We start from the raw sequence: 25,302 nt of genomic DNA, 5'->3' as shown, positions 1-25,302 counted from the left end.
AGATAAGCGAGAGTCTGTTTTTCGCAGTTGGGAAACGAAGGAACTGTCCCTGTGTTTCTCCAACCCTAGGCTTAGCCTAGGGTTTTTCTTTTCCATAATAAAAAAAACAAGCAGCACTGGTGCAGTGCTGCTTGTAAAACAAAATACATCAGGGCGTGCCTGCTACTTATCTCACCTCAATCACTTCCCGAGCTTCTTCCTTCCGAACTAATTCCTTAATTCGCTGGTCAATTCGCTCGATTTCATTTACAGGATTCTTCCACCAATTCCTGCTCCAGATTCGTTCGATTGTCCAGCCTCTTGATTCCAAATATCTTTGGCGATAAACATCGCGTTCTCTAGCACTTGGTGAACTATGATACATAGCTCCATCACACTCTACGCCCAGTATATATCTAGAACTATCGTGAGGATGGACGACCGCCATATCAATTCTATAGCCAGACATTCCTACTTGAGTGGTAATTTCATAACCTAGATTACGAAGTTGTTGGTATACTTGCTCTTCAAATGGAGAATCAAAATGCAGCGTTTGTTGAACAACGTGAGTGTTAACTGCTTCATTAATCTCTTGAATTACTGCATTGATATCCTCTATCTTTCCACCAGAAACAGCTCTTGCATATTTCAAATAGGACTTTAACAGCTTTGGTCCAGGTTCGGACGTGTTGGCAACATTTAAGTCTTCTGGTTCGATACTAGAAACCACGATAATTCCTTCTTTAGCACGTGTAACCGCAACGTTTAATCGATTTTCTCCGCCTTTTTGGTTTAGCGACCCGAAACGGTTGTACACTTTACCTTCTTCATTTTTTGCATAGCCAATAGAGAAAATGATAATATCTCGCTCGTCCCCTTGGACGTTTTCAATATTTTTGACAAATAGTCGTTCATCTAGATCACGTGCCATTAGTTCATTATAAAGGGTTCTAAATTCTTCATCTTCTGCAGCTACATGATCAATCACATCTTGTACTTTTGACTGTTGTTTTGCGTTAAAAGTAATGATTCCAACTGTCTTACCAGGTTGTTGCTGCAGAGTACACTTTAACTGTGTGACGACTTCCAGAGCTTCTACTTCATTCGACTGGTTAAGCCATCTTCCATCTACTCGTTTCCATACTATTCCAGGCGGTTCTTTAAATGGTGTGACGTTTGGAGCAATTTGAACATAGCCGTTATAGAAGGCATGGTTGGAAAAGTTAATGAGCTCTTCATACTTTGAACGGTAATGCCATTGCAAAATCTTCTCTGGAAAACGTCGTTTTGCTAAATTGAGTAAGCTAACAGACTCATCCGTATCAAATTTCGCTTCTTCCTCATCTTCTTCATCCGCATATCCTGCTCGGAATAAATTGGACGGAGGGAGCTGCTTTTCATCCCCCGCAACGATAATTTGTTTACCCCGATATACAGAAGGCATGCCACTTTCAACTGTTAACTGAGAGGCTTCATCAAAGATAACGATGTCAAACAGTCCTTCTGTTAACGGAAAAATAGAAGATACCATTTCTGGCGAAGCTAGCCACACCGGTAAAATATCCACTAGTCCTTTATCGGCAAAGTCGTTTACTAGTTTACGAAGTGGCCAGATCATTCGCTTTTTACCGGTTTGATGTTTCAACTCTTTCGTCGATTTCCCTTGTACTTGCTGAACGGACTTTACTTTGTCTTTCAGTTCGTGGATCATAAACTCCGCTGCTACTTTTCGTTTTTCTTCCAATAGATTAGCAAACGATTCACGAATTCTTCCAAACTCGTTTGTAGAGATCTTCTGTACATCCGGATATTTAGCTTCAATCTGATCAATCCAGTGTATATACGCTGAATTTTTAAAAGTATCTACCCAAAAATTCGATAGCGATTGTTCTGTGTTATGCTCTTTTTCCTGCAGGGCAGTAATAACATACTTTGTGTCGTCACTTGCCTGCCGCCAGAACGTATCCATTAATTTCAGGTCATCAAAATCACGATGGATATACTCTAATAATAAGTCTAACTCTTTTAACGGAATATCCCCTTCTGCCACGCGGTCCTGTAATTTTTTCACTTGTTCCTCTTGCATAAAAGCAAACAGTGCCTTCATGTCATCCGCCATAGCTTTCGTTACTTTTCCTAAGTCGTGCATAATCTTTAACGACTGCTTTACCTTGATCCACTCTGTAGAACTCGTTCCTTTGAACTTCTCCCCATTTGTAATTTCTTCAATTATGGATTTTCCTGTAACTGTCGTCCACCAGAAAATGCGCAAACCTTGAAGAGTTCGTTTTTGACTATCATCTAAATCTGGATAGATTTTATCTAATCGATTTTGTATTTCCCATGTATAAGCAGGCGTAATCTTTTCAATATCCAATGCTTCGATATAGTCTGTCGCTTTTTTCGCTTTCTGGATTAGTGCCTCTAACGCTTCAATCGCTTCTAACTTCGCTTTCATGTCAAATGCGGCAAAGCTCTTTCGTTGATGCAGCGGATATGACTCTTGTCCAAACTGCTCGAACCACTCTCCATACGTATATACTGCTTCTGCCGTATCTCGTAAAGACTCTCTTGTTAATTGGTCGATCACACTGTTTAAAGAGATAATCTTGTTTGAATCAGTTATCGGTTTCGATTCACCGTAAAGTTCGTATAATTTATATCCATAGGCTTGAGTTTCATAGAGCGCTTTGGCAATCGTATTTAGTAACTGTTCTTGATTATCTAACCGTGAAGTCACAGTGATCAGCTTATCGACCGCTTCTGCAAACCGTACTTCATTATGTTCTAAAACGGTAGAAATCTTTTGGTAAAGTGCTTTACGGTCCATTTTCTCGTCATGCACAAGGGCAACATGGTCACTAAGCCCTAAACTATTCATCCGTTGATACACTACATCTAGTGCGGCACGTTTCTGACAGACTACGAGTATTTTTTTCTTTCGATGAAGTGCGTCTGTTATGAGATTTACAATGACTTGCGACTTCCCTGTTCCAGGAGGTCCGTGTACGACCAAACCCCTTTGATGGCGAGCCTCCCGCAAAATTTCTTCTTGAGAACCATCTGTATGTAATAGATTCAAAATATCTTCTTTTTCATTAGTTTGTACGTCTTCCTCAACACAACTAGGTAAAACCCCCGCCTCAATTGTTAAACCATCAACTGGATTAATCATTTCTCCAACTAACGAAAGAGAGCTCGTTTCTGATAGGTTAATCAGCTCGTCATAATCACGAACAATGGAAGAACCGCCTTGTGGAAAATCACCAATAATCGCATTTTCAAGTAATGTCATATTAGCAACTTCCGGAATATCACTTACCTTATACTCCTTTAATCGACTTAGGCCTGTTTCAGTAAATTGAACCTTCAAATGGTGTTTTTCCAAAAAGGTCTGAATGGATGCAAAGTCCATGGAGCTTGCAACGGAAACTGCCTCTTCAAAAATCTCCTCTGAGAAGCCAAGTTTATTTAATTTCTTTAACGCCAAAAAGAGCGTCCGATTTAACTGTGGCCCGCCTTCCTCCAATTGCAACACCCATTTTTGCATCGTAATATTATCTTTTTCCAACCGAATTGGGTACAAGAAAAGTGGGGCTTGAATAAAGGTTCCATCGAGGAGAACACCAGATAGGAAAGGATAACCTAAGTAAAAATCATGTACACCAGTTTCATCTTCCATTGCTTTAATTTGACGATAGAGATCGGTTAGCTTCTTTGATAAACTCATTGATTTATCATCATCAAGAGAAGGATGCAATAAAGTAATCTTTCCTTTCGTTTTCTGCTGTACTATTTTCTTTAAAATCGACTGTGCGTCTTCTTTAGCTTCTATCGAATCTATATTTTCAAGGTCAAAGCTCCATTTCTGATAGATCTTCAATAAGCGAATGGAGCGATTCCGTTTGTTAATATTATTTAGCTTATCACGCATATGCATTAAATGAGATTTCAATTGTATCACTTCTTTCGGTTAATACGGTTTTGTAGAAATAATCTGTTATAGTAAATTATACTTTAACTTGTGAGGAATTGGTAACAGAATTGGGATAGTAATATTTTCATGCTGTATCATCCCATATACTATAGATATGTAGTTTGTGTAGAGAAACACTGGGACGGTTCTAATGTTTTCTAGCTACAACCCTATTTCAAGATTTAAATAGACTTACAGTATAGATTCTTTAAAATGTCTAGGAATGAATAGAAAAAACGGGAAGCGTTCCATTTATTTTATTCAAAAATCAGGAGCAATTTCTGTTAATGAATATTGAGTAAAAAAGAAATAACCACTCTAATTCACCAAAGGCAAAAGAGCGGCTGTTTTGATCAAAACAAGAATTTATGTAGGATGAACGAAGAAATCTTAGGACAACTCTGCTGATCCCTTGAATTCCACCGTTACTTTAGGGCAGCAATCTTCAAAAAGCGCAAGAACCGTCAACATGTTTCCCTACTGAAAGAATGGGCCAAGTCTTACTTTAAATGGCGCCTCTCCTCAACTAACCTCTCTCTATCCTGGGCAAGAACGGGCCCTGATTTTCAACAATCAGATTCGTGGTAATTTCGTGATGGGCTGATAGAGTTTCCCCGATATTTCCGCAGTAGCGGAGTACATTTCCTTCTCGAAATCTATTTTTCTTTTGAATACCGTTCTCACATCAATACATCGACAGCTTGTTTGCTATCGACAAAATTTAGGAATGCCTGTAATGACAAATTCAAACCGTCTAACTTTCCATTGTAAATCATCGTTTGTCGCTAAGAACCTTTTACTGCTCCCTTTATCATTTTTCAGTATAAAGTGTTGTTTTCTTTAACAACTTAAGAAAAATCTGTAATGCAGGAGTTCTGTTATTTTTGTTCCAAGCAACTGAAACAGTCCAGTTTGACAGACTATTACCAATTGGCATCAATTCAACCTCTTCTCTATCTATAAACTTTATAGATGACGGCAATAACGCTACTCCAATACCGAAGGAGACCAGTGATATAAAAGTAAGATACTGTTTTGCTTCTAATATAATATTCGGTTCAAAGCCTGCCTGGTAACAAAGGTTCATCATGGCATCATAATAACCAGGTCCGTCCTTTCTGCGTGGCATAAGGAAATTTTCATTAGCCAAGCTAGATAGATCAACAGGCGCCCCCTGCTTAACTAAAGGATGTTTTTTAGGCAATGCAATCACAAATGATCCTTCATTCAAAGTTTCTATATTTAACAAATTACTATTAATCGGGGGGACAAGTAAACCCACATGAATTTCTCCCTTATTTAATGCCCTTACTTGCTCCGCTGTAGTTAGTTCTTTCAATTCAATTTTTAACTCCGGATATTCTTGTTTAGATACTTGAAGGACCCTTGGAAGTATGTGAAATGTTGGTGACCCCGTAAAGCCTAAGATGATATCTCCTTTTTCCCCAAGATGTATTTTTTGAGCTTCATCACATGCAAAATTGAGATTTTCTAGTAACTCACATGCTCTTTCATAAAAGGAAACTCCAGCTTCTGTTAACTCAACCCGTCGCTGGGTTCGATTAAAAAGTTTAACCCCCATTTCTTCTTCTAACTGTTTAATTTGTTGACTTAATGGTGGTTGAGCCATTTGTAAAAGTTCGGCTGCCCTACTAAAATGAAGTTCCTTTGCTACGGTAATAAAATATTTTAAATGCCGAAGTTCCATCTGATTAGCCCCTTTTGATATTTATTAGATATTAATAACTAGTATATATATATTAGACATATCATTGGACGATCCTGTATCATTCGTATTAATTAATGGAATATTTAGAAAAGTTCATTATTTAACTCGTTTCTATTACGGTAACAATAATTAAAAAACACAGGCAACTAATAAACTGTAATAAGAAAACTTTAATTTTTTTTGGAGGGAGACACATGAAAATAGCTTACTTGGTAAATCAATTGTTTGACGGCCGTAGTCCAGGGTACAAGCAGGATGTTGCCATCTTGGTAGAAGATGGCATAATCCAAGATGTTATAGGAAAATATGAGGTTCCAAGCCACTATTTAATAGAAGATCTTGGTAACCTTTTTGTACTTCCTGGATTAATAGACTGTCATGTCCATTTGGTTTGGAACGGATCCCAGGATCCAAATTCGATTATGGTACATGAATTTAATGAAAAAACAGCAGCACGTGTCGCTGAACATGCAAGGGAAACACTTATGCATGGAGTTACGACTGTTCGAGATGCTGGAGGGGATTATAAAGCGGTTTTCCCAGTACGTGATCTAATTGAAGAAAACGTCATAAGAGGTTCTAGGATTCTAGCATCTGGGAACCCAATTATGATGACAGGAGGACATTGCCATGATTTAGGATTCGAAATAGATGGACCACATGAGGCACGTAAAGGTACTCGTAAAATGATGAAATCAGGTGCTGATCTTATCAAAGTTATGGCGGGTGGAGGTTGCTATGGAAAATGGGAATCCCCCGATTGGCCGCAACTGACAGTAGAAGAATTATCTGCAATCGCAGAAGAAGCACACCATGGTGGCCGTAAAGTTGCAGCCCATGCAGAGGGGCTGCAGAGCATTATTAATGTTGTTGAGGCTGGTGTAGATACAATCGAACACGGGAACATGATGACTGCTGAAGTAGCAAAGGTTATTGCAGATAAAAAAATAATGGTTGTTCCAACTATAGCAACATTCTATCTATTAGCAACACTTGGAGAAGAAAAGGGTGTACCTGATTATGCTATCCGAAAAGCGCAAGAGATTCTATCTGGGAGTTATAAAGTCATTCAATATGCTAAAGATTATGGTATACAGCTTGCTGCTGGGACGGATTGTGGTGCACCAGGTTTCCCACATGGTGCCTTAGTATTTGAATTGGAAGTTCTCGTCCATGCAGGATTAACACCATTAGAAGCGCTAAGAACTGCGACATCTAATGCTTCAAAAGCATGCGGGATTGAGCAAAACCTCGGGACAATTGAATCAGGAAAAATTGCAGATTTTATCGGCATAAAAAATGACCCTTTGATCTCAATCAGTGCTCTACGAGAAGTAGATACAGTAGTAAAAAATGGAAATTTAGAGAAAAGACATGGATTTGGTAAAGAGACAGAAAAAGACTTCTCTACTTTAAATATTTTAAATAGTCATAAGGTGTTAGAAACGAAATAATCATATTTACTTTTAATACAGATCCATGTTTGGAGGTAACTGTAATGGATGTTTTGGTATATTACCAGATATTATAAAATCTCGTACCATATAGAATATATTGATTATTGCATAATAACCAATGAGTATTGTAAACAAATTTCTGACGAATTCTAAGATGATCTTTTAGAGAAAAACTCGTCGAGAATTAATTATATAAAGGGGAGATGACCTTGTCGGTTCATTTAGCTGTAGTTTTAGCATACTTAGCTCTCATGGTGTTGTGTGGTATCTATTATGCAAAAAAAGAAGTAAAAAGCAGTGAAGATTTTATGGTTGCTGGTCGTCGTTTACCAGGAATTGTACTTGTTGGAACATTGCTTGCTACATGGGTTGGGTCTGGAACCATCGTCGGTGGGGCAAGTTTTATTTATAAATATGGACCACTTGCTAGTATTATCTATTTTGCAGGAGGGCCTGTTGGGATTATTATCTTGTACTTTATTGCGGATAAAGTTAGAGCATTAAAAAAGAACACTCTGCCGGAATTGCTAGAAATTAAATATGGTAGTACAACACGATTAGTTGCGACCATTTTTATGCTGTTAGCCTACATTGGGATTGCAGCTTATCAGTTTATTGGTGGCGGCATTATTCTTAGTACCACAACTGGCTTATCCCCCGAAACCGGGACGATATTAATAGCTATTTTTGTTATTTTCCTAGCAGTATCAGGAGGTATGTTTTCTGTTGCATATACCGATTTTGTTAGCTCCATACTGATTGTTGGAGGGTTGATTCTTGCTTTACCTTTCTTAATACCTAGTGTAGGAGGCTTTTCTGGTCTTGCAGCTGCCCTGCCAGATACACACAAAACGTGGAGTGGCGGTCTAACGGCCATGCAGCTAATTGGTTTTTTCTTGCCAACCCTAATGCTTATTTTGGGTGACCAAAACATGTATAATCGCTTTTCTTCAGCCAAGGATGAAAGAACGGCTAAAAAATCCACTATTGGATTCTTTTTAGGAAACATCATCATTATCTCCACAGCAATTCTTATGGCAACTACAGCCGTTGTTTTGTATCCAAATATTAAAGGCGATACAGCAATTCTTCATATTGCAGCGCATGGAGTACCGATTCCAATAGGGGCAATAATATTAGCAGCAGCAGTAGCATTAATCATTACTACAGCCAACTCTTTCCTATTATCAGCAGCAGGAAATGTTGTTTATGACCTATATGCAAAATACAAAGGAAACCTATCCGAAGAAAAGCATTTATCCTTTAGTCGAAAAGCGGTTATTGCTATTGGAGTTTTGGCTTATATTCTAGGAACCTTTTTCCCTAGTGTATTAGAGGTTCAAATGTATTCTTATACGATGTATGGTGCAGCAATAACACCGATCGTATTAGCCACCTTTTTTTGGAAGCGTGCAAATACTCCAGGGGCATTGTCCTCTATAATTACTGGAGGCCTAGCCACTCTTTTTTGGGAAATGGTACTTGGAAAGCCTTTTGGTTGGAATAGTATTCTCTTCTCCTTACCGTTATCTATTTTAGTCCTCGTAATTGTGTCTTTGGCAACTGAAAAAAAATCAATAACACCTAATATAGATACAACTATTTAATTTCGTCTTTATCGTCCTAAGTAAAAAATACTATGATTCTATAAATACAATATACATTAGGAGTGAAATAGAATGAATGTAAGTCACCGCATATCTGAATTAAGGTCCTTTATGAATATAGAAGGCATAGAAGCTACTATCGTTTCTAACCCAGATCACCAATATTATGTTAGTGGATTTAAGGCTTTGCTTTATTCACGACCTATTATCTATGTGCTAGACGATCAAAATAGTCATTTAATTGTCCCTGCTCTAGAAGAGGTTCATGCGAAAGATGAAGCAAAGATAGATTATATACATGTTTATTTTGAGCATCCTGAAAGAGCGGATGAGGGTATAAGTCCGTATCAACATTTAAAGACACTGTTAAAAAATTATAAAACTGGATCAAAAATAGGAGTTGATATGGCTTCGACTCCTGCAGAACAAGTAGTTTTCATCCGTGAATTGGGCTTGGAAATAGTAGATATCGGTAAAAAGATAATGGAAATGCGATATGTTAAAGATGAAGAGGAACTAAAATTAATAGAGGAAGCTGGCTATCTAGCTAATGTTGCAGTAAGAGAATCATTAAATGCTTGTGAAGTAGGAATTACGGAAATAGAAATAGATGCAAGGGGAAATATAGCTGTATTTAAAGAAACGGCAAAAAAATATCCTAATGCAACTCTTGATTTAATTGTTATGTCCCCTTCAGGAGTAGAACGAACGATTATGCCGCATGTTTTTTCAAATACTCGTCAAGTAAGAACAGGTGACATTATTATACACAGCCGACAGGTTGCCTTAAATGGCTATCGTGCAGAATTAGAACGGACGATTGTAATAGGGGAACTGACAAAAGAACAAAAGAAAGGGTTTGAGGCAGCAAAAATTGCACAACAGGCTGCAATGGACTTTATTAAACCAGGGGTGACAGCAGCTGAGGTTGATGAAGTTTCCCGTAGCATTCTAAAAAAAGAAGGTTTTGCTGATTATGCCATTCACCGAGTAGGTCACGGAATTGGCATCTCAGCACATGAAGAACCCTCTTTAAGATTTGATAATAATCTTATCCTCAAAGAGAATATGGTTTTTACCATTGAACCAGGTATTTTTATTCCAGGCGTTGGAGGTTTCCGTCATTCAGACACGTTAATTTTAACAAAAAACGGCAGCCGACGAATAACCGAATATCCAAGCGAACTTGAAGATTTAACATATAGTTAATAATTACCAGCGATATTATTCGATCAACTGAGGCAAAGATATATGATCCATTATGAGTTAAATCAGTGCTTTGCAGTCAGGATCCCGTTTAGAATACTAGCAGATAACTGGTGATGCAATTTACTTACTTCCTAATTGTTGAAAAATAAGAAAAGAAGAAATCAACATTCCGTTCATAAAAGTTGATTTCTTCTTTTCTATGTTTAATTTAGACACAAAGAAACTGCACCTCTGAATGTTAGCATACGTCTAACAAATAGGTGCAGTTCAATAGGGTACCTACTTCTTTTTTAATAACTTATTCTATCTGTATTGTACAATATCAAGCTCTTAATGATCCCGGTTCACCATATAATTCAAGAGATGCTTCAGAAATGGAGTTTTGCGTGGCATTTCTTGTATCGCTTCCATCGAAAGACAGTAATGTTCCCACATTGCTTTTCTGGCACCTTCCTTACCTAGGATGGCTACAAAAGTCTTATTGTTGTTTTCAGCATCTTTGCCGATTGGTTTTCCAAGTAAGATTTGATCTCCTTCAACATCAAGCAGGTCATCCTTAATCTGAAACGCAATGCCGGCATGACGAGCGAATGTTTTCAATGCTTCCATTTCTACCTCATTTGCATGAGCGAGAATGGCAGGCATGATTAAGGAAGCTTCGAATGCAATTCCAGTTTTATAAAAACTCAACGTATTTAATTGTTCCAAAGTCAATTGCTTCCCTCTAGAATCCAAGTCCATTGCTTGTCCCTGACACATCTTCTCTGTCATTTGGGCCGAATATTGGATCAATTTAAGGACAGTTTTCGAATCGAACTGGTCAAGAGATGCTTGTTCCCAGGTTGCCTTCTGGGTCAGAAAGAGACCAGTTAATTCAGCAATTGCACTGTTATATACATGATGGAGGGTTGAACGTCCCCGACGGATAGTCGCATTATCTTGAGATGGCAAATCATCAAAGATTAGGGATGCAGTGTGCATATATTCCAATGATCTTAGAAGTGGAACGATTGCTGAACTTTCTAATCCATATTCGTTAACTCCCATGAACCAAGCAACTATGGGCCTCAGTCGCTTTCCATCGCCTTCCAAACTGTAGTTTGCAGCATCAATGATTGGCACATTCATTGTAGAAACATCATCGGTTTTATGAATATGCAGGACATTGTTGATTTGATTGCGGACCGTTTTGATTGTATCTAAAAAGGCTTCTTGCTCATTCCGTTCATTTCTCAGCATAGTAATCATACGGTCTCGTAGCAGCTTATCAAAGAAATCCACATCATCCGCTTTTTTCACCATATTTTGAATCAAACTGTTGAATTCCGGATTTCCAGAAGCAAAAAAATCCATCAATTCGTTGTATTTTTTGGTTCCCAATCGTTCTTTACATCGTTTTAGGCCATTTATCGCACGATCCAACATCACTTCGCAAGTCTTGGTATCTGAATGATACACATTATGGATCAAATGGGAAATGACCGTCCAATATAATTCAAAGGGATTTATTAGATCCGGACGCTTATCATGGTATTTCAAATAATAGGTATAGGGTGTGACCGCACCTTCCTTCATGTCATCAAACATATCTGCAAAATCATCAGCCAGCTGATTGTAAATGCCATAAAAGAATGTACGTTTGTCAAAGCCCTCATCCTCAGAAGCACTGATGACTGACCGGACAATTAATCGTGATGAAGAGGATTTTAATATGATCGGTATATAAAGCTCTTCATTGGTGTAATTTGCATTCGATAGTTCTTTAACTCGGTCCACTTCCTGGGAATTAAAAAATACATAGGATTGCTCGAAAAAATTTTTTCTTGTCTCGGGTCTCTGATAGGCCTTAATATACTCAAAGGCCTCACGAAGTTCCGAATGAATATATTGGATTAACCTTGAGTTTTCTCCAGTCCACTCGCCCAATTCCGGCACATCTCCGGTAATAAGTGTGGTCCGTATTAATTGGGAATACTGCCTTTTCTCTTTTTCAGATAAGACTTTGGCATCGAGTAAATCGTCAATGAATGGATAGGTCAGACCATAGTAATACCCTAGCCTAATAGCTTCATCAAGTTTCTGCCTACGTTCTTCAATTGATATGTCATCACCCATCACATCGACCACATGCATGATTACCCCGACTATGATTTTGATCAGTTTTCGCTGGGCTTCTTCAGCATCCATCCCCTTTGGAAGATTGGAAGATACCGTCTTTAGTTTGTCCATCACCCAGATCATAGACGATTCGACGCCTTCTTTCTGAGCCTTCCTGTACAACCCAGCCATGCTTAACATCTCATCTGTTGCGGTGGAATGAGTCAGGTTATTTTTAATATTTTCAATGACACGGCGAACTCTAGTCTGTGTGTCAGGTGAGTCCAGAGCTCTGCCCAGATCCCTCAAGTAAATATAGGAGATGCTTCGATCCAAGTAATTATCTAGTTTGCCTGAACGGTCTAACCATCGGATATAATTGTGATACTCTTTAGAATCAGGTTTTCTTTTTCCGCGCGAAAAAAAGGATAATAGAGAATGTTGAATATGATTATGTTTCCATGATTGAAAATCTTTTGTTAGGATAGGTACAAAAGCCTTTTGCCTAACTTGCACATAAAGTGATTGAAAGTACTTGGCAGCCCTCCGCTCCGCCAGTCTATAGCATTCATCGGCATCTATTATTAACTCTTTATTCATCATCCATTACCTCTACTTAACTTTCTCTTCTATAATCTATGCAATATAAATTCAAGTATTTTTCATAAAAATCGACAAAAATTATTTTACCCAAAAATAACATCTTTTTAACTAAATAGCTAAATATAGACTTTTGTAATATATACCATTAACAAAAGGTGCCTGACCCCCAATATATTAATGGATTAACGCATTGGGGGTCTGGCACCGAGAATTATGTTAAAATAACAAAAGTAGTTTTAAAAAAGTAGGGATTGGATGAAAAAAATTTACTTTGGCATCATATATGAACTTGTTCTTGCTGCATTAGTTATACTTTCTCTTGTCCTTGATCTACCTTCAAAACAAGGGGCGATTTTCGATGGGTTTATTTGGGGAATATTTATTCTGGACTACATGATTCGACTTTACAATAGTGAGAATAAATGGGAGTATTTCAAGGGCCACCCTTTAGACTTTATTGCCATTCTGCCTTTAGATCAGTTTTTTCGGACTGCGCGTTTTGTTCGGATTTTCAGGGTTCTTCGCATGTTAATGATTATGAACAGACGAACAGCCTTCCTTGATCAGCTCCTGAAAAAATACAAAATTGACACTTTAGTTGTTTCGGTAATGTCCATTCTTTTCCTTATTGCTCTGCCTATGAAGTTCATTGAACCGGGTTTTGATTCATATAGCGATGCGCTTTGGTGGGCAATTGTAACAATGACAACAGTCGGATATGGGGACCTCTCCCCGGAAACAACGGTAGGCAGAATCATTGCGAGCGTTCTAATGTTAGCAGGAATAGGTATCATCGGTTTAATAACAGGAACAGTTGCCTCCATATTTACAGATAATAGAGATGACCAACTTCCCAAGGAGCTAAAGGATATAAAACAAACGATTGATGCTTACCCAAATATTGATGAAATTGACTATAACTACATGATTGAAAAACTACAAAAAATGAAGGATAAGCACAATCATACTTAAAAAAGGTGCCAGTCCCCCAGTAATTTAAAATATTACCGTACTTAGGGACTGGCACCATAGCCAAAAATACTTCTCCATTTCATCTTTATCTACTACACCCCTCAAAAAAAATTTACTTACATTCTAGTAATCGTTTGGTATTTGATATCGGTTTTATCGGTTTTGGATTTTTTTGAGAAGGTAGATATTACTATTTATGGAGGGGTATGAAATTGAAAATGCCAGAACGCTTCCAAAGTCCTTGAAGTTTCCTGACACCTATTTTGAAATCGTAAGCATTGTATTTCTTTGCTAGCGCAACTATTTCTGGAAGTGGAGCAATATCACCATCCATACTAAAGACGCCATCCGTCAAAATTAGCTTCTTTCCATCACCGCTTGATTGCCGCAATTTGCGCTCTAAATCCACCATATCCGCATGTTCATAAACAATTGTATTTGCTTGACTAAGACGACAACCATCTATGATACTCGCATGATTCCAGGCATCAGAAAATATAATATCCCCTTTCTTCATTACACTCGAAATCACGCCAATGTTTGCTAAATAACCACTGCTAAAAAACAAACGCTGCTTCCGTTTCTTTCAAATCCGCAATTCACATTCAAGTTGCTCATGAATGACGAAATTTCCAGTTATTAATCTCGAACCACCAGTCCCTGTACCGTATTTACTAATGCCTTCAAATGCCCTATTTCTCAAAAACCGAATATCTGTTGCATGGCCTAAATAGTTATTAGATGAAAATACGATCAATATACATATACCCGAAATCTTTAACTAAAGGTGCCTGACCCCCAGTGTATTCGGTACTTTCTTTATTTAAAGATTGTGAGCAGGACTTTTGATAGTTATACAAAATAGGCAAGGAATAGTTATCTGAATGTTATTACTATTTGCTCATTTACTTCATTGGATTAAAATGCCATCATTTAAATAGTTCGTGTTACGAATTAGTAGTTTCAATTGTAAGTGATTCAAGGGAAAAAATTTATTTTATGGAGGTTCAGATGAAGAAAAAGCAAGTATTAAAGGTCCTTAGTTCAGTAGCAATCGCAGCATCCTTGTTCGTTCCACAGGTAAGCCATGCGGAAGGAGCAAAACCTGTAACAGAAGAAAATATATCAGTCAATGGCTTTATTCAATACGAGGAACTAAAGAAAAAACTTTACCAAATCGAAAAGTCATCAAATGGTCAGGTAAAGGTCGAAACGGCTGGAAAAACAAATCAGGGCAGAGATATTTTTACCGCTCGAGTCGGTCATGGCGATAAAGTAATCCTTATTCAAAGTGAAATTCATGGTAATGAAAAAACAGGGACTGTTGCCCTATTAAATATTCTTCAATATTTAGGTTCTAGCAATTCAGAAGATGCAAAGAAAATTAGGGAGGAACTAACCATTGTAGCTGTCCCAATGATGAATGCTGATGGCTCTGAATTAGACCGACGCGGGAATGTCATGAGTTGGAGGGAAGTTCAAGAACAATTCCCACAATTAAGAAACACGTTACCATCATGGAACTATTATTCAGGTTCCTTGCAAGGTGACAATTATAGCAATAATCCTGGATTTGACGTAAATCGTGACTTTAATCCGAACTTAAATTATGTACCAAAACCTGAAGATTTCCCGGGTGCTACCAATAAAGCAGGTTGGTTTATAACACCAGAGGCACAAACGGTACGGGATGTATATAAAAGTTTACAAGAAGAATTTGGAATAGTAGAAGTGTTTTTAGACCTTCATCACCAAAATTTCTATACGATTGAAGGTACTGATAAAGAAGTAACGATGTCGATTTCTGCAGACTTTGTTCCTGATCCAAAAACACCTAAAGGATCGAAATACAGCCAATATGCGGATAATTTCCGTTTTGATTTTTCGCGCCAAATTAATGTAGCCCTTTATAATGCACTGCAAGAAAAAGGAAATTCGATTTTCTCGAATATTTCCTTATATGATCAAAATCTAGATTTACCAGGTACAGCTTTAGGAGCATTCTCCCTCAATGGAAGTGGAATCGCCATATTTGAGGTGAAAGGCCAAACCCAAAATTTCGGCCAAAAAATGAAAGGGCAATTAGTTAAAACTGTAGAAACAGGCATTATGGGAGTCATTAAAGGTGTAGCTGATGGAAGTGTATACAAGTTAAACCCTGAAGACTATGATAATATTCCAAACAGAGTCCATAAGTAAAGTTAATATAGCAACTATTTCTATGGGACCGGTGCATTATAATTGCACGTATTAAAAAAGGTAGCTGCGAGTCATTCGTCTGCGGCGGTCATTTCAGCAAACCCACCTGCAATCAACTCCGCAACGTGAACTCCCTCCCAAGTACATTCGGGAGATCACTTCCGAATCACTCGCTGCCCTTTTGGACCCTTGGTGATCGTCTTTGAATTAAGCGTTAAATATCAAAAAGCAAAGAAAAGAGTCACTGTGTTCCTGCATCGTGGTTCTTTTTTATCCATTGTTTTAATAATTTCATAAAGTTATAGGTAATCGAAGGAGCTAAAGTCCTTTGCTACGTTCATTTTTCTTAAGTATGATAAAAGGAATAGGACGTAATCACTGAATACTCAGTATTGTCTAAAAGTAGAAAAATGTGGTCATATAATTATCTAAACTCAATAGCTTTATTTTGTACTAACTTACGGGGAGGTTCTTTAATGAAAAAGTTTTTTGTATTTCTTGCCGCTGTCATTTTAGCATTTTCTTGTACACTTACATATCAACAAAATGAGGTGTCCGCAAAAGATTCAACCGCATTAGATATACATTTTAACTCGATAGTCGTGGATAGCCATAATGATACGATGATGCAGGTAGTCGATCCAAATACATGGCTGCCAACGACCGATATTAAAAATAATACTCCATTCCATATTGATATACCAAAACTTCGTGATGGAGGGCTTAAAGTTCCGTTCTTTGCTGCATATACATCAGGCTACTACGGAAATAACCCACGCAGCATAAGCAGAACATTAGCTTTAATTAATGCTCTTTATTGGACTGAAGAAATGAATTCAGATATTTTCAGTATCACCCCTTCTTTAAAGGAAATTGAGAAAGCTATTCAGATTGGAAAAATTGCAGCTGTACCAACTATTGAAGGAGCTTATTCCTTAGAAGAACATAATGCGATTGGATTACTTCATCAATACTACGACCTTGGGGTCAGAGCAGTAGGATTCACCTGGAACTATTCAAACGCCTTAGGAGAAGGAGCAAACAGAGTATATGGGGATCCGGATAGAACCCCTTCTCAAGGCGGGTTGACAGAACTGGGTAAAAAAGTCGCAGAAGAAATGAATAGACTTGGAATGATCATTGACGTATCACATATGTCTGAAAACACGTTTTGGGATGTTATAAAGGTTTCTAAAGCTCCGATTATTGCAAGTCACTCTGCCGTACATTCATTAAGAAATCATCAACGAAACTTAACAGATGAACAGCTTAAGGCATTAGCAAAAAATGGTGGGGTAGTAGGCATTGTCTTTTATCCCGAGTTTTTGACATATGAATATCCTACTAAACCAAACTATATAAAGGACTATGTAGATCATATTGATTATGCTGTTAAATTGATTGGCATCGATCATGTAGCGCTTGGCTCCGATTTTGATGGAGGGCCACTGCCATCCGATATAAAGGATTCTTCGGAATTGTATAAGGTAACAGAGGAATTAGTTAAAAGAGGTTATTCAAAACAAGATCTTGAGAAATTATTAGGAAAAAATACATTACGTGTTTTAAAAGAAGTGGAAAAGGCGGCAGCACATAACCCTGACAATGTTGGCCAAACGCTTTCTGTTATCCCAGACTACAAAATGGGTGAAGTTATTCAAAGCAACACACCTCTTCTGAAAGCGAATATCGTACGAGATAAAGGATCTGAATTAGATGAGGCGAGTATGCGGATAATCGTTGATGGCATTGAATATAAGCCAACTTTCGATAAGGAAAATTCAACTATATCATTACAGGTTAAAGAAACATTAAAAGAAAAATTTCATGTCGTTACTTTCGAAGTTGCTAATAATACAGGTAAAATCACCAGAGAAACTAGAATTTTCTATGTTAATCAATAAAGTTGTAAATTGTTTTAGGTCCAACGCACGTGGGGCCAGGCACCGGGAATCTATTAGAGGAAGGTTTTCTTTCTTGATACGTTTCTGATTAATAACTCAAACTTCGCAGACTGAAATCGACAAATAAGCCTTGATATAGTTAGGCAGACCGTCAATCCATTGCTGAAGTTGACTTTTGAATAATTTTTGAATTGTTTTATTCGACTTTTTTAGGGTATCTTCAAGAAGCTCGATTAATTGCTGTAAAGCTACAGCCCAATCAAGTTCATTTACTTCATCGCAAAGTTCATAGAAGATTCCACCTAATGTTCGATGATCTGTATTGCAGCGGTTCTGCCACGATAAAACGATATATCTAGAAAACACAATGGCTGTATGGCTAATAAGCAAATCATAAGACATACCTTGGAACTCTTTTTGAAGGCGTAATAGTGATTTAGTCATCTTAAAGAAGACTTCAATATCCCAACGCATCCCATAGATACGAATGATTTCTTGTTCAGAAAGCGTACAATCTGTGCTGAGAATCGCAAGCCATTCACTCTTTTTGTTGCGATTTCGAACAAATACAACCTTTACTTCAATACCATTTGCCATCGTTGTATGGATAGATCGCAAAATGCCTTTCTTGTCTAAAACAGGTGTGGCAACCTTATATAGTTGTTTCAAAGACAGTTTTTGATTGTTTACTAAATAGCGTTGATTCGTTGCCTTGACCATGCCAATCACATCAAGACCGATTTCAACGATGGATTGAATAAGGGGTTGTTGAGTAAACCAAGTATCCATTAACACATACTCAGATGAGACACCTGCTTGTAATGCTCTCTCTATCATACTTGGAATGATGGTAGGAGCTGTTTCTAACGCTTCAACACGACGTTTATATCCTGAAGTACGTTTGTCAATATTCTCAGAAATCCCATTGATTTGAGCGTTTTTCGAACTCAATAAAGTAAAATCCAGCGGCATAAATGTAAAGCCATCTGACCAACCGAGAGTAAGCATTCGAAAGCCTTTATAGAAACGCTTATTCAAAGAGGAATGATCCATACAACGAGCGAGAAGCTCCACCTTTTTACTACGATTACGATCAAACATGGAATCGTCTATGATCAATACTTTTGAACGCTTTACATCCGTAAGCGCATCCACTTTTTGAACGGCATGATACTTAAAAGAGTTAAAAACCGACGCCAAGCAAACTTGGAATGATTCAAGAAACGGTAAACAGCGTCCTTAGCTGGATAGCGGTCTCCCTTCTTTGATGTTAAAAGGGTAAACCAACTTTTCTGATGGAAGATTAAACAAAAAACAAGTTGAAATAAGTAGCTAGCTTTGAAGCCAAATTTCTTAGTAATTCCAGCATTTCGAAGATGTTTAAACATCTCTAATTCACTGAATACTGTTCTTAATACTTTTGTTAGTTGATTGTTTTGGTCATTATGCTCTATCATATAGGAGGCACCTCTTCTGTTTGGTAGTGTTTTCTGGACAATCACACTATACCAAATAATGAGGTGTTTTTTGTATTTATTAAGCATATTGTCAAGGATCATATTGAAATGAAGAAGAACCAAATAGTCTCAACTACCGTACTTATTTATTTGGTGCGAAGTTTGAGTTAATAACTAAAGAAACTGAACTGAACGACAAAGCCCCATATAGGATTACTCCTAATGGGGCTTCGTTCTTTTTTAATAACCTACTGGAACAATTCCAGAATCTGTTTGATAACCAGCTAGCGGGTAAGTTGGAATCTCTTCATCCCAACGGTTTGGATTAACCTTTTCTACTTCACCTGTGACTAAGCCGTAAAGTAAGGCTTTTAATCCAAGATAATTTTGTTTGATTAAATGCCCGTTTGATTTTTGTCCTAGATTTCCATCTCTTGTATTTCCTTTCGTTTCAAAGAAGATGGCTGGGTTGCTGTGATTAGTTGGATTGATATTGTCGTAGTTTAAGCCCATCATCATAGCAGAAACAACTCCGCCTTTGATATCAATCTCGTATCTCTTATCACCACTACCGGTTTGGTAACGATCAATATGCATATACCCGTAATCTTTTAATGCATCATATACATAGACGTTCATTTGGCGTGTAAGGTCATTGTATAAGCCGTCTTTAATACTTGGTAAAGTCGGTCCATTTGGTGCTAATGATACTCCAAGCGACATGGATGTTGAATCATTTGTTCCGTAAACGGTTTTAAATCCTTGGTGGTGAAGATCCACAGCGAAATCTGGTTTCACATCTGCCCAGTATTTGTAGAAGACAAGTGATTCTTTTGCTTGAAACCCGTTTTCTCCCCAATCACGATTTAAATCAATGGTCATGGCATGACCTCTGTTGTCTACTCTAGGTTGTCCATTTTCATCATGAAGCACAGTCGTTCGCGTGTTCATGATGCTTCCATCCGGATTATACATTGGGATTGCATAAATAGTTGTTTCTTTTAAGATCTTTTCAATATCTTCGGATCCATTACTACCAAAAGTCTTCAATAATTCTAATACGGCATCCGTTGTTAACTTTTCATCTCCGTGAATTTGAGCTTGGACCCAAATTTTCATTGGGCCTGTACCGACTTTAGCTACGTAAAAACTTCGGTTCTGCTCACTCTTTCCGTATTCATCTAACGTGAATACTTCTACTTTCCCTTTACTCGTGTGTTCGATTTTCTTCAGTTCTTTAATCATGTCATCGTATGTAATCATACTGTCCATACTCGTGTTTCCATTTGTCGATGGACCACCAGGAATGGTGTTAGCTGCATTTGCTTGAGATGAAAACAGTGCTGACACAAAGAACATTACTACGACAAAAGACATCCATAATCTTTTCAACATATAACCTCCCAAACTATCATTATTTTCAAATACAAGACTAGTATAATCGAATGAATATTTAAACAAAATGGTGATTTTGGATTATTCTGACTAATTGAAGGTAGGGATTTTGTCTGTTTTATTGGATAGTAACATAGGAGGAAAGGATACTGTAATCAATAGCGTTATTTTCTGGTTTGTGTTTTTTCCTTGACTCCAACGCTTCACGGTCGTAACAAACACTTCTGCGACCTTTAGGACTTTCCGCTGAACAATCATAAAAAATGTATTCGCCCGTCTCTTTATCATGACCAACAACATCCGGTTCACCGCCAGTTCCTTCCATTTCATTGAGCGACCACAGTTTTTCAGTATTAGCTTCAAGCTTAGCTTGTACTTTAGCCCATTCAAGACCTTTATGGCGGTTCATGTTTTTCTCAAAACGGGCTTTCAATGTTCTGAGTAATTCTTCATGTTGTTCAGGTGAAAACTTGCTTTTATCATTTTTCATACTAAATCTCCTCGTATCATATGTTTAGAACTGCTTCAGCTCTTCAAAAAAACTGTTTCAAAACGTTTAGATGGTTCCAAATCATAAAAATCTTGCATGTCAAACAGGCTTCCTTGTCGTATAATACATGGGAGTCAACCTCTTTTCTATTCTTGATATGTTTGTTTGGTCACTTAAATTATACAAGAATTTGGGGAGGTACTCCTTTTTTACAGTAACCAATCGATTGCACATCAGTTACAAATCAGTGAGCGACGTATTGGGGAGATCATTAAAAATATAAAAAGAAAATGGAATGTAAAAACGAAATTGCAAATTGGTTTGATTGTGCATGAGCTGTTATTGGGAATTGACGAGAAGCAGCTCACAATTAATAAAGTAAAGGAAGTGAGTACCGATTGATTAGCAAAGTGCTCTATCCTATCTTTCATCTATTTTGTATGGGAAGTATAGGAGCTATTGCCATTCAACATACCAATAATTTATTCTTACACATTGTTTTCTTCCCATTAAGTTATTATTTGGCTATGATTATACATGAACTTGGCCATATCATCATCGCAAAAATCGATGACTGGAAGTTGAATCAAGTATCTTTCGGATTCTTTCAGTATGACTTTATACAAAAATCCTTTTCCTTCTCCAAAACGGTGGAAGAGTTCCTTGGAAAATCAGACATCTCAATGAGTCGACAGATCATCAGCGATCTAGAGAAGAAATTCATACGTCTTTCATTGGGCGGACCGTTAGCGAATCTTTTTTTTTCGATTATAGTCATTGCACTGATTCAGGTTACTTCACAGGAAAACATACAGACGATTTTTGCTAATTTACTTTTGGCGTCTCTTATGTTATATATATTTTCGATTATACCAATAAACTTTCTGGGAAGTGAGAGTGATGGATATGTTGTTTACTTGCGCATCTATCACCAAGCATTGTTTCAAAAGGATATTCTAATAAAAAAACTGGATTATGTTATGTTGGCAGATGGAATAGACTCTGGGAAAACAGCGTTTAAAACTTCTTTTCTATCTTTAGCTCTTAAGAACTTACATCAGGATCTCCAAACGTTAAAAGGAACAGCACTACATTTAGAAATAAAGCTTCGAAGATATATCGCTTATTACTATATAGATACCAATCAGTATAAAAAAACATCACAATTATTAAAACAGGCCGCATTCCTTCCAAGTAATTCTCCACTTAAACCAGAATTGATACAGTTATATGTAACCGCTGAGCTTTTACAGGGGAAAGAACTCCCTGTCATCGAACAGTATGATTATTCCGGTGATACAATTGGACAAGAACGGAACAACATTATCATATTGAGCAGGGAGAGAGATTCAAATCTAGAACAGAAAGGAAAAGAGTTTCTGGAAAATGTCGTATGGGATAATTATGTTTCCAGCATCGAGAGAAAAATTGTCAGAAATTCCTTACAACGGGACAAGGGGACAGGTTAACTGTCTCCTCACCGTGATAATCTGCTCATATTGATTTGCATACAAAGGATAGTAATGATTTCGTTTCTGAATCAATTCTTCATGAGTACCCGTTTCAACTATACTTCCCTTGTCTAAAACAAGAATAGTATCTGCTCCCTTTAATGTACTTAATCTATGAGTGATGATTATGGTTATACAAGCTAATTTTAGCACATCAACAATACCCAACCAAACAAGGAAATCCACTCTGCTCCTTTTTCCATTCCCGAAAATTAAGAAAGCGATTGCCAATCAATACCTCTTGATCCAGAGAAAGTTCTTGGCAATTCAATGGTTTACTCCCCGTTGTTCTCCACAAATGTACTTTCGCTTCTTCTGGGCTTTTGGCGAAAATAAATACCCATTTCCCCTTCTTCACCTTCAGTGCATACATATGAATCTTGCAAATACCCAGAAAATTGTTTTCAATCATGTTTGTCAATTTCTCTATATCAGGCTGGACTTCGAATAAAACAGAATCCTCATCATCCCATGCGATTTTTCCCTCTTGAATTAAGCAAAAAATGTAATGAGCAAGGACATGTTCCTCATAGCAAATGGCCTCTTCAAAAAGAGTTTTAATGGATGACATCCTCAATTCTCCCCGTAAATTGATTATAGTTTGCAAAAACGGTACCGACTGGGCCGTTGCGGTTTTTTGAAATAATCAGCTCCAGCTGTTTCTCGTCAGAAGCCTGATCATAGTACGTATCACGGTAGAGGAAAATTATGACGTCCGCATCTTGCTCGACACTCCCCGATTCACGGATATCCGACATGAGGGGACGTTTATTTTGCCTTTGCTCCACCGCCCGATTTAATTGGGCAAGTAAAATTACGGGGCAGTTCATTTCCTTGGCAAGCATCTTCAATTCCCGGGAAATTTCCGACACTTGCAAATGCATGTTTCCGCCATAATCCTGTTTTGGGCAAATTAACGTTAAATAATCAATCATGATGATTGGTTTTTGTTCGGGAAATTGATGAATGAGCTTTCTCGTTTTCGCTCTCATCTCAGCGATTGTTTGTCTGGCACCGTCAAAAATCTGCACATCTGTCATGGATACACGCCCGATAATGTCCGTCCATTCTTCCTTCTGCTCCAAACTAAGACTTTGAAACGGGTTCCGTAATTTGATGCGATTAATTCCCCCTGTCGACGCAATTAATCTTTGGACCAAGCTTTGATAAGGCATCTCGAGTGAAAAAATAACGGGAAGATATCCATGCCAGCCTGCTTCTTTCGTAAAATGGAGCATCACATCTGTTTTTCCCATCGATGGCCTTGCCGCAATGACCGTCAGCTCTCCTGCTTGAAAACCGTTTGTCATTTGATCCAAAAGGTTAATCCCTGTAGGAATCCCTTTTGTTTGCTCCCCTTCCTGCCATGGCGCTTCATACACTTCAGCCAGTGCCGTTGTAATGGAGAAATGGTCATCCATTCTCGCTTCATCAATGAGATGTAAGGTCTGAATCACTTGCTGGATTCCCCAATCCTCCTCTTTTGCCCGTGTTAAAATATTTCGCTTCTCCCGCTCTTTCCATTGCTCGAGAAGGAGCTGCTCATATTCATCAAACTTTTTCGGATTGGCGTACGATTGTAAATCATAAAGATAGGAGATTCCTCCAAATGGTTCCATATCCACCTTTGTGGTGAGCGTAATGATGTCAACGCTCCTGCCTTTTTCATGCAAAAGACGCATTTCCCTAAAAATGGCTTGATGACGCCGGTCTTCAAAATGTTCAGGCCGGATTATGCTATCACCTATGTAAAAATTCTCTTTCAGCATACTGCCAAGCAGCGCTTTTTCGACCGTCATGGCAGGTCCTCCCCTTCAGACGGATTATGCTGATAAATGCCTGGTACATTGGGTCTCATTTCCGTCATAGCTGGAGCCTTTTTTCGCTGTTCAAACTCCTTCTCCAACGCCCATACATCTTCCATTGTTTTCACCTGTTCGTCACGCCATCTTTTCAAAATCCCATATGTATACCGCCAATTTCGTTTGCCGACAGATAAAGATATTTTCATAGCCTCCATCACAAGAGGCTCCCCAAATTCTTCTACGGAATCTCCAATCTCCTCTGCGATAAATGGAGAAAGTACTCCAAAATTATGTTGATAAAAATCAAACACCTGACCACACTGACGATTTAGTAGTTGTTCTTCTTTTTCTTTTTCTTTTTGTTTTTCTTTTTGCCCCCGTAACGTGGACGTATCGTCTAAACCGTCACGAATCGATTGATCATCTGGCCCGTCTTTGGACCATTCAAAAGGAGAATCAGTATACGACTCGTATAGTTTCCGCACCTTTTCGTTTCGAATATGTTCTCCTACATACCGAATGAGCTCTAAGTCTTTTACCTTTTCTAACTCAGCATTCACGCAATCCTCCACCGGTTTTCCGCCGCGAATAAAATTGAATTTCCCCCAATTTTTAATTGCGATTTCCCGTGTATCCAGGTTATATTTCACAAGTTTGTGCTTATTGATCAAGCGCTCTAAGATACTTTGAATGGTCTCTTGCGAATACCCCGTATCAAAAGCCATTTGCTTCTTCGTGATCGTGTAGATCCCGATTTGCTTCGTATTTTTATTCGTTAACAAATAAAGAAACAAATACTTATCCTCCGGTGTCATTTCCTCTACTACCTTCGGATCATCCCAAAATTGAGTGTAAACCACACGATACTTTGCCATCGCTTCTCTCCCTTTCCCAGAGACTCTTTCAAATAAT

Annotated in this window: 15 protein-coding genes and 3 pseudogenes; 7 read left to right on the top strand and 11 right to left on the bottom strand. The window is 38.0% G+C overall.

The features are described from left to right. Positions 1-166 precede the first annotated feature (166 nt). The gene (locus tag KHA94_RS19400; RefSeq protein WP_213103752.1) at positions 167-3,934 is read right to left on the bottom strand and encodes an AAA domain-containing protein; all 3,768 of its coding nucleotides are present in this window, start codon (positions 3,932-3,934) and stop codon (positions 167-169) included. Positions 3,935-4,766: 832 nt separating this feature from the next. Beyond that, entirely contained in the window at positions 4,767-5,663 is an 897-nt protein-coding gene (locus tag KHA94_RS19395) for a LysR substrate-binding domain-containing protein (RefSeq protein ID WP_213103751.1), read from the bottom strand. A 215-nt stretch (positions 5,664-5,878) separates the two neighbouring features. Between KHA94_RS19395 and KHA94_RS19390 the strand changes: the two genes are divergently transcribed. The 3 genes from KHA94_RS19390 (at position 5,879) to KHA94_RS19380 (ending at position 9,957) form a co-directional block, all read left to right on the top strand. Then, on the top strand, positions 5,879-7,138 hold the full coding sequence (locus tag KHA94_RS19390; RefSeq protein WP_213103750.1) for a metal-dependent hydrolase family protein: 1,260 nt from the start codon (positions 5,879-5,881) through the stop codon (positions 7,136-7,138). A gap of 212 nt (positions 7,139-7,350) precedes the next feature. Then, positions 7,351-8,748: a sodium:solute symporter family protein gene (locus KHA94_RS19385; RefSeq protein WP_213103749.1), complete on the top strand. Its 1,398-nt coding sequence runs from the start codon at positions 7,351-7,353 to the stop codon at positions 8,746-8,748. A gap of 72 nt (positions 8,749-8,820) precedes the next feature. Next, positions 8,821-9,957 carry a M24 family metallopeptidase gene (locus KHA94_RS19380; RefSeq protein WP_213103748.1) on the top strand — a complete coding sequence of 379 codons (1,137 nt, stop codon included), beginning with the start codon at positions 8,821-8,823 and terminating at the stop codon, positions 9,955-9,957. 330 nt (positions 9,958-10,287) lie between these two features. Here the strand turns inward: KHA94_RS19380 and KHA94_RS19375 are convergent, their stop codons facing one another. After that, positions 10,288-12,657: a polyprenyl synthetase family protein gene (locus tag KHA94_RS19375; RefSeq protein WP_420828177.1), complete on the bottom strand. Its 2,370-nt coding sequence runs from the start codon at positions 12,655-12,657 to the stop codon at positions 10,288-10,290. A gap of 255 nt (positions 12,658-12,912) precedes the next feature. On the opposite strand from KHA94_RS19375, the gene KHA94_RS19370 reads away from it, so the two are divergent. Further along, a complete protein-coding gene (locus tag KHA94_RS19370; RefSeq protein ID WP_213103747.1) occupies positions 12,913-13,629 on the top strand; it encodes a potassium channel family protein in 717 nt (238 codons plus the stop codon). Between the two features lie 190 nt (positions 13,630-13,819). Here KHA94_RS19370 and KHA94_RS19365 read toward each other — a convergent pair. Together KHA94_RS19365 and KHA94_RS19360 are read right to left on the bottom strand one after the other, a co-directional pair. Beyond that, positions 13,820-14,200, bottom strand: a pseudogene (locus KHA94_RS19365) (aminotransferase class I/II-fold pyridoxal phosphate-dependent enzyme); the annotation flags it as partial. 15 nt (positions 14,201-14,215) lie between these two features. Then, complete coding sequence (locus KHA94_RS19360; RefSeq protein ID WP_213103745.1) at positions 14,216-14,386, bottom strand: hypothetical protein; 171 nt, start codon at positions 14,384-14,386, stop codon at positions 14,216-14,218. Positions 14,387-14,640: 254 nt separating this feature from the next. Here KHA94_RS19360 and KHA94_RS19355 point away from each other — a divergent pair, with 254 nt between their 5' ends. Further along, a complete protein-coding gene (locus tag KHA94_RS19355) occupies positions 14,641-15,828 on the top strand; it encodes a M14 family zinc carboxypeptidase (RefSeq protein WP_213103744.1) in 1,188 nt (395 codons plus the stop codon). 476 nt (positions 15,829-16,304) lie between these two features. After that, entirely contained in the window at positions 16,305-17,732 is a 1,428-nt protein-coding gene (locus tag KHA94_RS19350; protein WP_213103743.1) for a dipeptidase, read from the top strand. A gap of 96 nt (positions 17,733-17,828) precedes the next feature. Here KHA94_RS19350 and KHA94_RS19345 read toward each other — a convergent pair. From KHA94_RS19345 to KHA94_RS19335, 3 genes and pseudogenes are all read right to left on the bottom strand, one after another. Beyond that, positions 17,829-19,189, bottom strand: a pseudogene (locus KHA94_RS19345) (IS4 family transposase). A 240-nt stretch (positions 19,190-19,429) separates the two neighbouring features. Next, entirely contained in the window at positions 19,430-20,584 is a 1,155-nt protein-coding gene (locus KHA94_RS19340; protein ID WP_249365612.1) for a M14 family zinc carboxypeptidase, read from the bottom strand. Positions 20,585-20,738: 154 nt separating this feature from the next. Then, positions 20,739-21,074 (bottom strand): annotated as a pseudogene (locus KHA94_RS19335) (DUF4256 domain-containing protein); the annotation flags it as partial. 398 nt (positions 21,075-21,472) lie between these two features. Here KHA94_RS19335 and KHA94_RS19330 point away from each other — a divergent pair. Beyond that, on the top strand, positions 21,473-22,543 hold the full coding sequence (locus KHA94_RS19330) for a site-2 protease family protein (RefSeq protein ID WP_213103742.1): 1,071 nt from the start codon (positions 21,473-21,475) through the stop codon (positions 22,541-22,543). A 196-nt stretch (positions 22,544-22,739) separates the two neighbouring features. On the opposite strand, the gene KHA94_RS19325 is transcribed toward KHA94_RS19330, so the two are convergent. The 3 genes from KHA94_RS19325 to KHA94_RS19315 are packed head-to-tail and all read right to left on the bottom strand — an operon-like array spanning position 22,740 to position 25,265. Next, the gene (locus KHA94_RS19325; RefSeq protein WP_213103741.1) at positions 22,740-23,156 is read right to left on the bottom strand and encodes a hypothetical protein; all 417 of its coding nucleotides are present in this window, start codon (positions 23,154-23,156) and stop codon (positions 22,740-22,742) included. Then, the gene (locus KHA94_RS19320; protein WP_213103740.1) at positions 23,143-24,384 is read right to left on the bottom strand and encodes a replicative DNA helicase; all 1,242 of its coding nucleotides are present in this window, start codon (positions 24,382-24,384) and stop codon (positions 23,143-23,145) included. The genes KHA94_RS19325 and KHA94_RS19320 overlap by 14 nt, the downstream gene beginning before the upstream one ends. Then, positions 24,381-25,265 carry a DnaD domain-containing protein gene (locus KHA94_RS19315; protein ID WP_213103739.1) on the bottom strand — a complete coding sequence of 295 codons (885 nt, stop codon included), beginning with the start codon at positions 25,263-25,265 and terminating at the stop codon, positions 24,381-24,383. Before KHA94_RS19315 ends, KHA94_RS19320 begins: the two co-directional genes overlap by 4 nt. Between the last annotated feature and the right edge of the window lie 37 nt (positions 25,266-25,302).

Source organism: Cytobacillus citreus (genome assembly GCF_018343665.1).
Lineage (GTDB): Bacteria > Bacillota > Bacilli > Bacillales > Cytobacillaceae > Cytobacillus > Cytobacillus citreus.
The sequence above is the reverse complement of the archived record's forward strand: the minus strand, read 5'-3'. Positions and strand labels throughout refer to the sequence as shown.

Bases quoted from the DNA above. Each gene is read 5' to 3' on its own strand.
- KHA94_RS19395 (WP_213103751.1), bottom strand. From the start codon at position 5,663: ATGGAACTTCGGCATTTAAAATATTTTATTACCGTAGCAAAGGAACTT.
- KHA94_RS19390 (WP_213103750.1), top strand. From the start codon at position 5,879: ATGAAAATAGCTTACTTGGTAAATCAATTGTTTGACGGCCGTAGTCCA.
- KHA94_RS19380 (WP_213103748.1), top strand. From the start codon at position 8,821: ATGAATGTAAGTCACCGCATATCTGAATTAAGGTCCTTTATGAATATA.
- KHA94_RS19375 (WP_420828177.1), bottom strand. From the start codon at position 12,657: ATGATGAATAAAGAGTTAATAATAGATGCCGATGAATGCTATAGACTG.
- KHA94_RS19370 (WP_213103747.1), top strand. From the start codon at position 12,913: ATGAAAAAAATTTACTTTGGCATCATATATGAACTTGTTCTTGCTGCA.
- KHA94_RS19355 (WP_213103744.1), top strand. From the start codon at position 14,641: ATGAAGAAAAAGCAAGTATTAAAGGTCCTTAGTTCAGTAGCAATCGCA.
- KHA94_RS19350 (WP_213103743.1), top strand. From the start codon at position 16,305: ATGAAAAAGTTTTTTGTATTTCTTGCCGCTGTCATTTTAGCATTTTCT.
- KHA94_RS19340 (WP_249365612.1), bottom strand. From the start codon at position 20,584: ATGTTGAAAAGATTATGGATGTCTTTTGTCGTAGTAATGTTCTTTGTG.
- KHA94_RS19325 (WP_213103741.1), bottom strand. From the start codon at position 23,156: ATGTCATCCATTAAAACTCTTTTTGAAGAGGCCATTTGCTATGAGGAA.
- KHA94_RS19320 (WP_213103740.1), bottom strand. From the start codon at position 24,384: ATGACGGTCGAAAAAGCGCTGCTTGGCAGTATGCTGAAAGAGAATTTT.
- KHA94_RS19315 (WP_213103739.1), bottom strand. From the start codon at position 25,265: ATGGCAAAGTATCGTGTGGTTTACACTCAATTTTGGGATGATCCGAAG.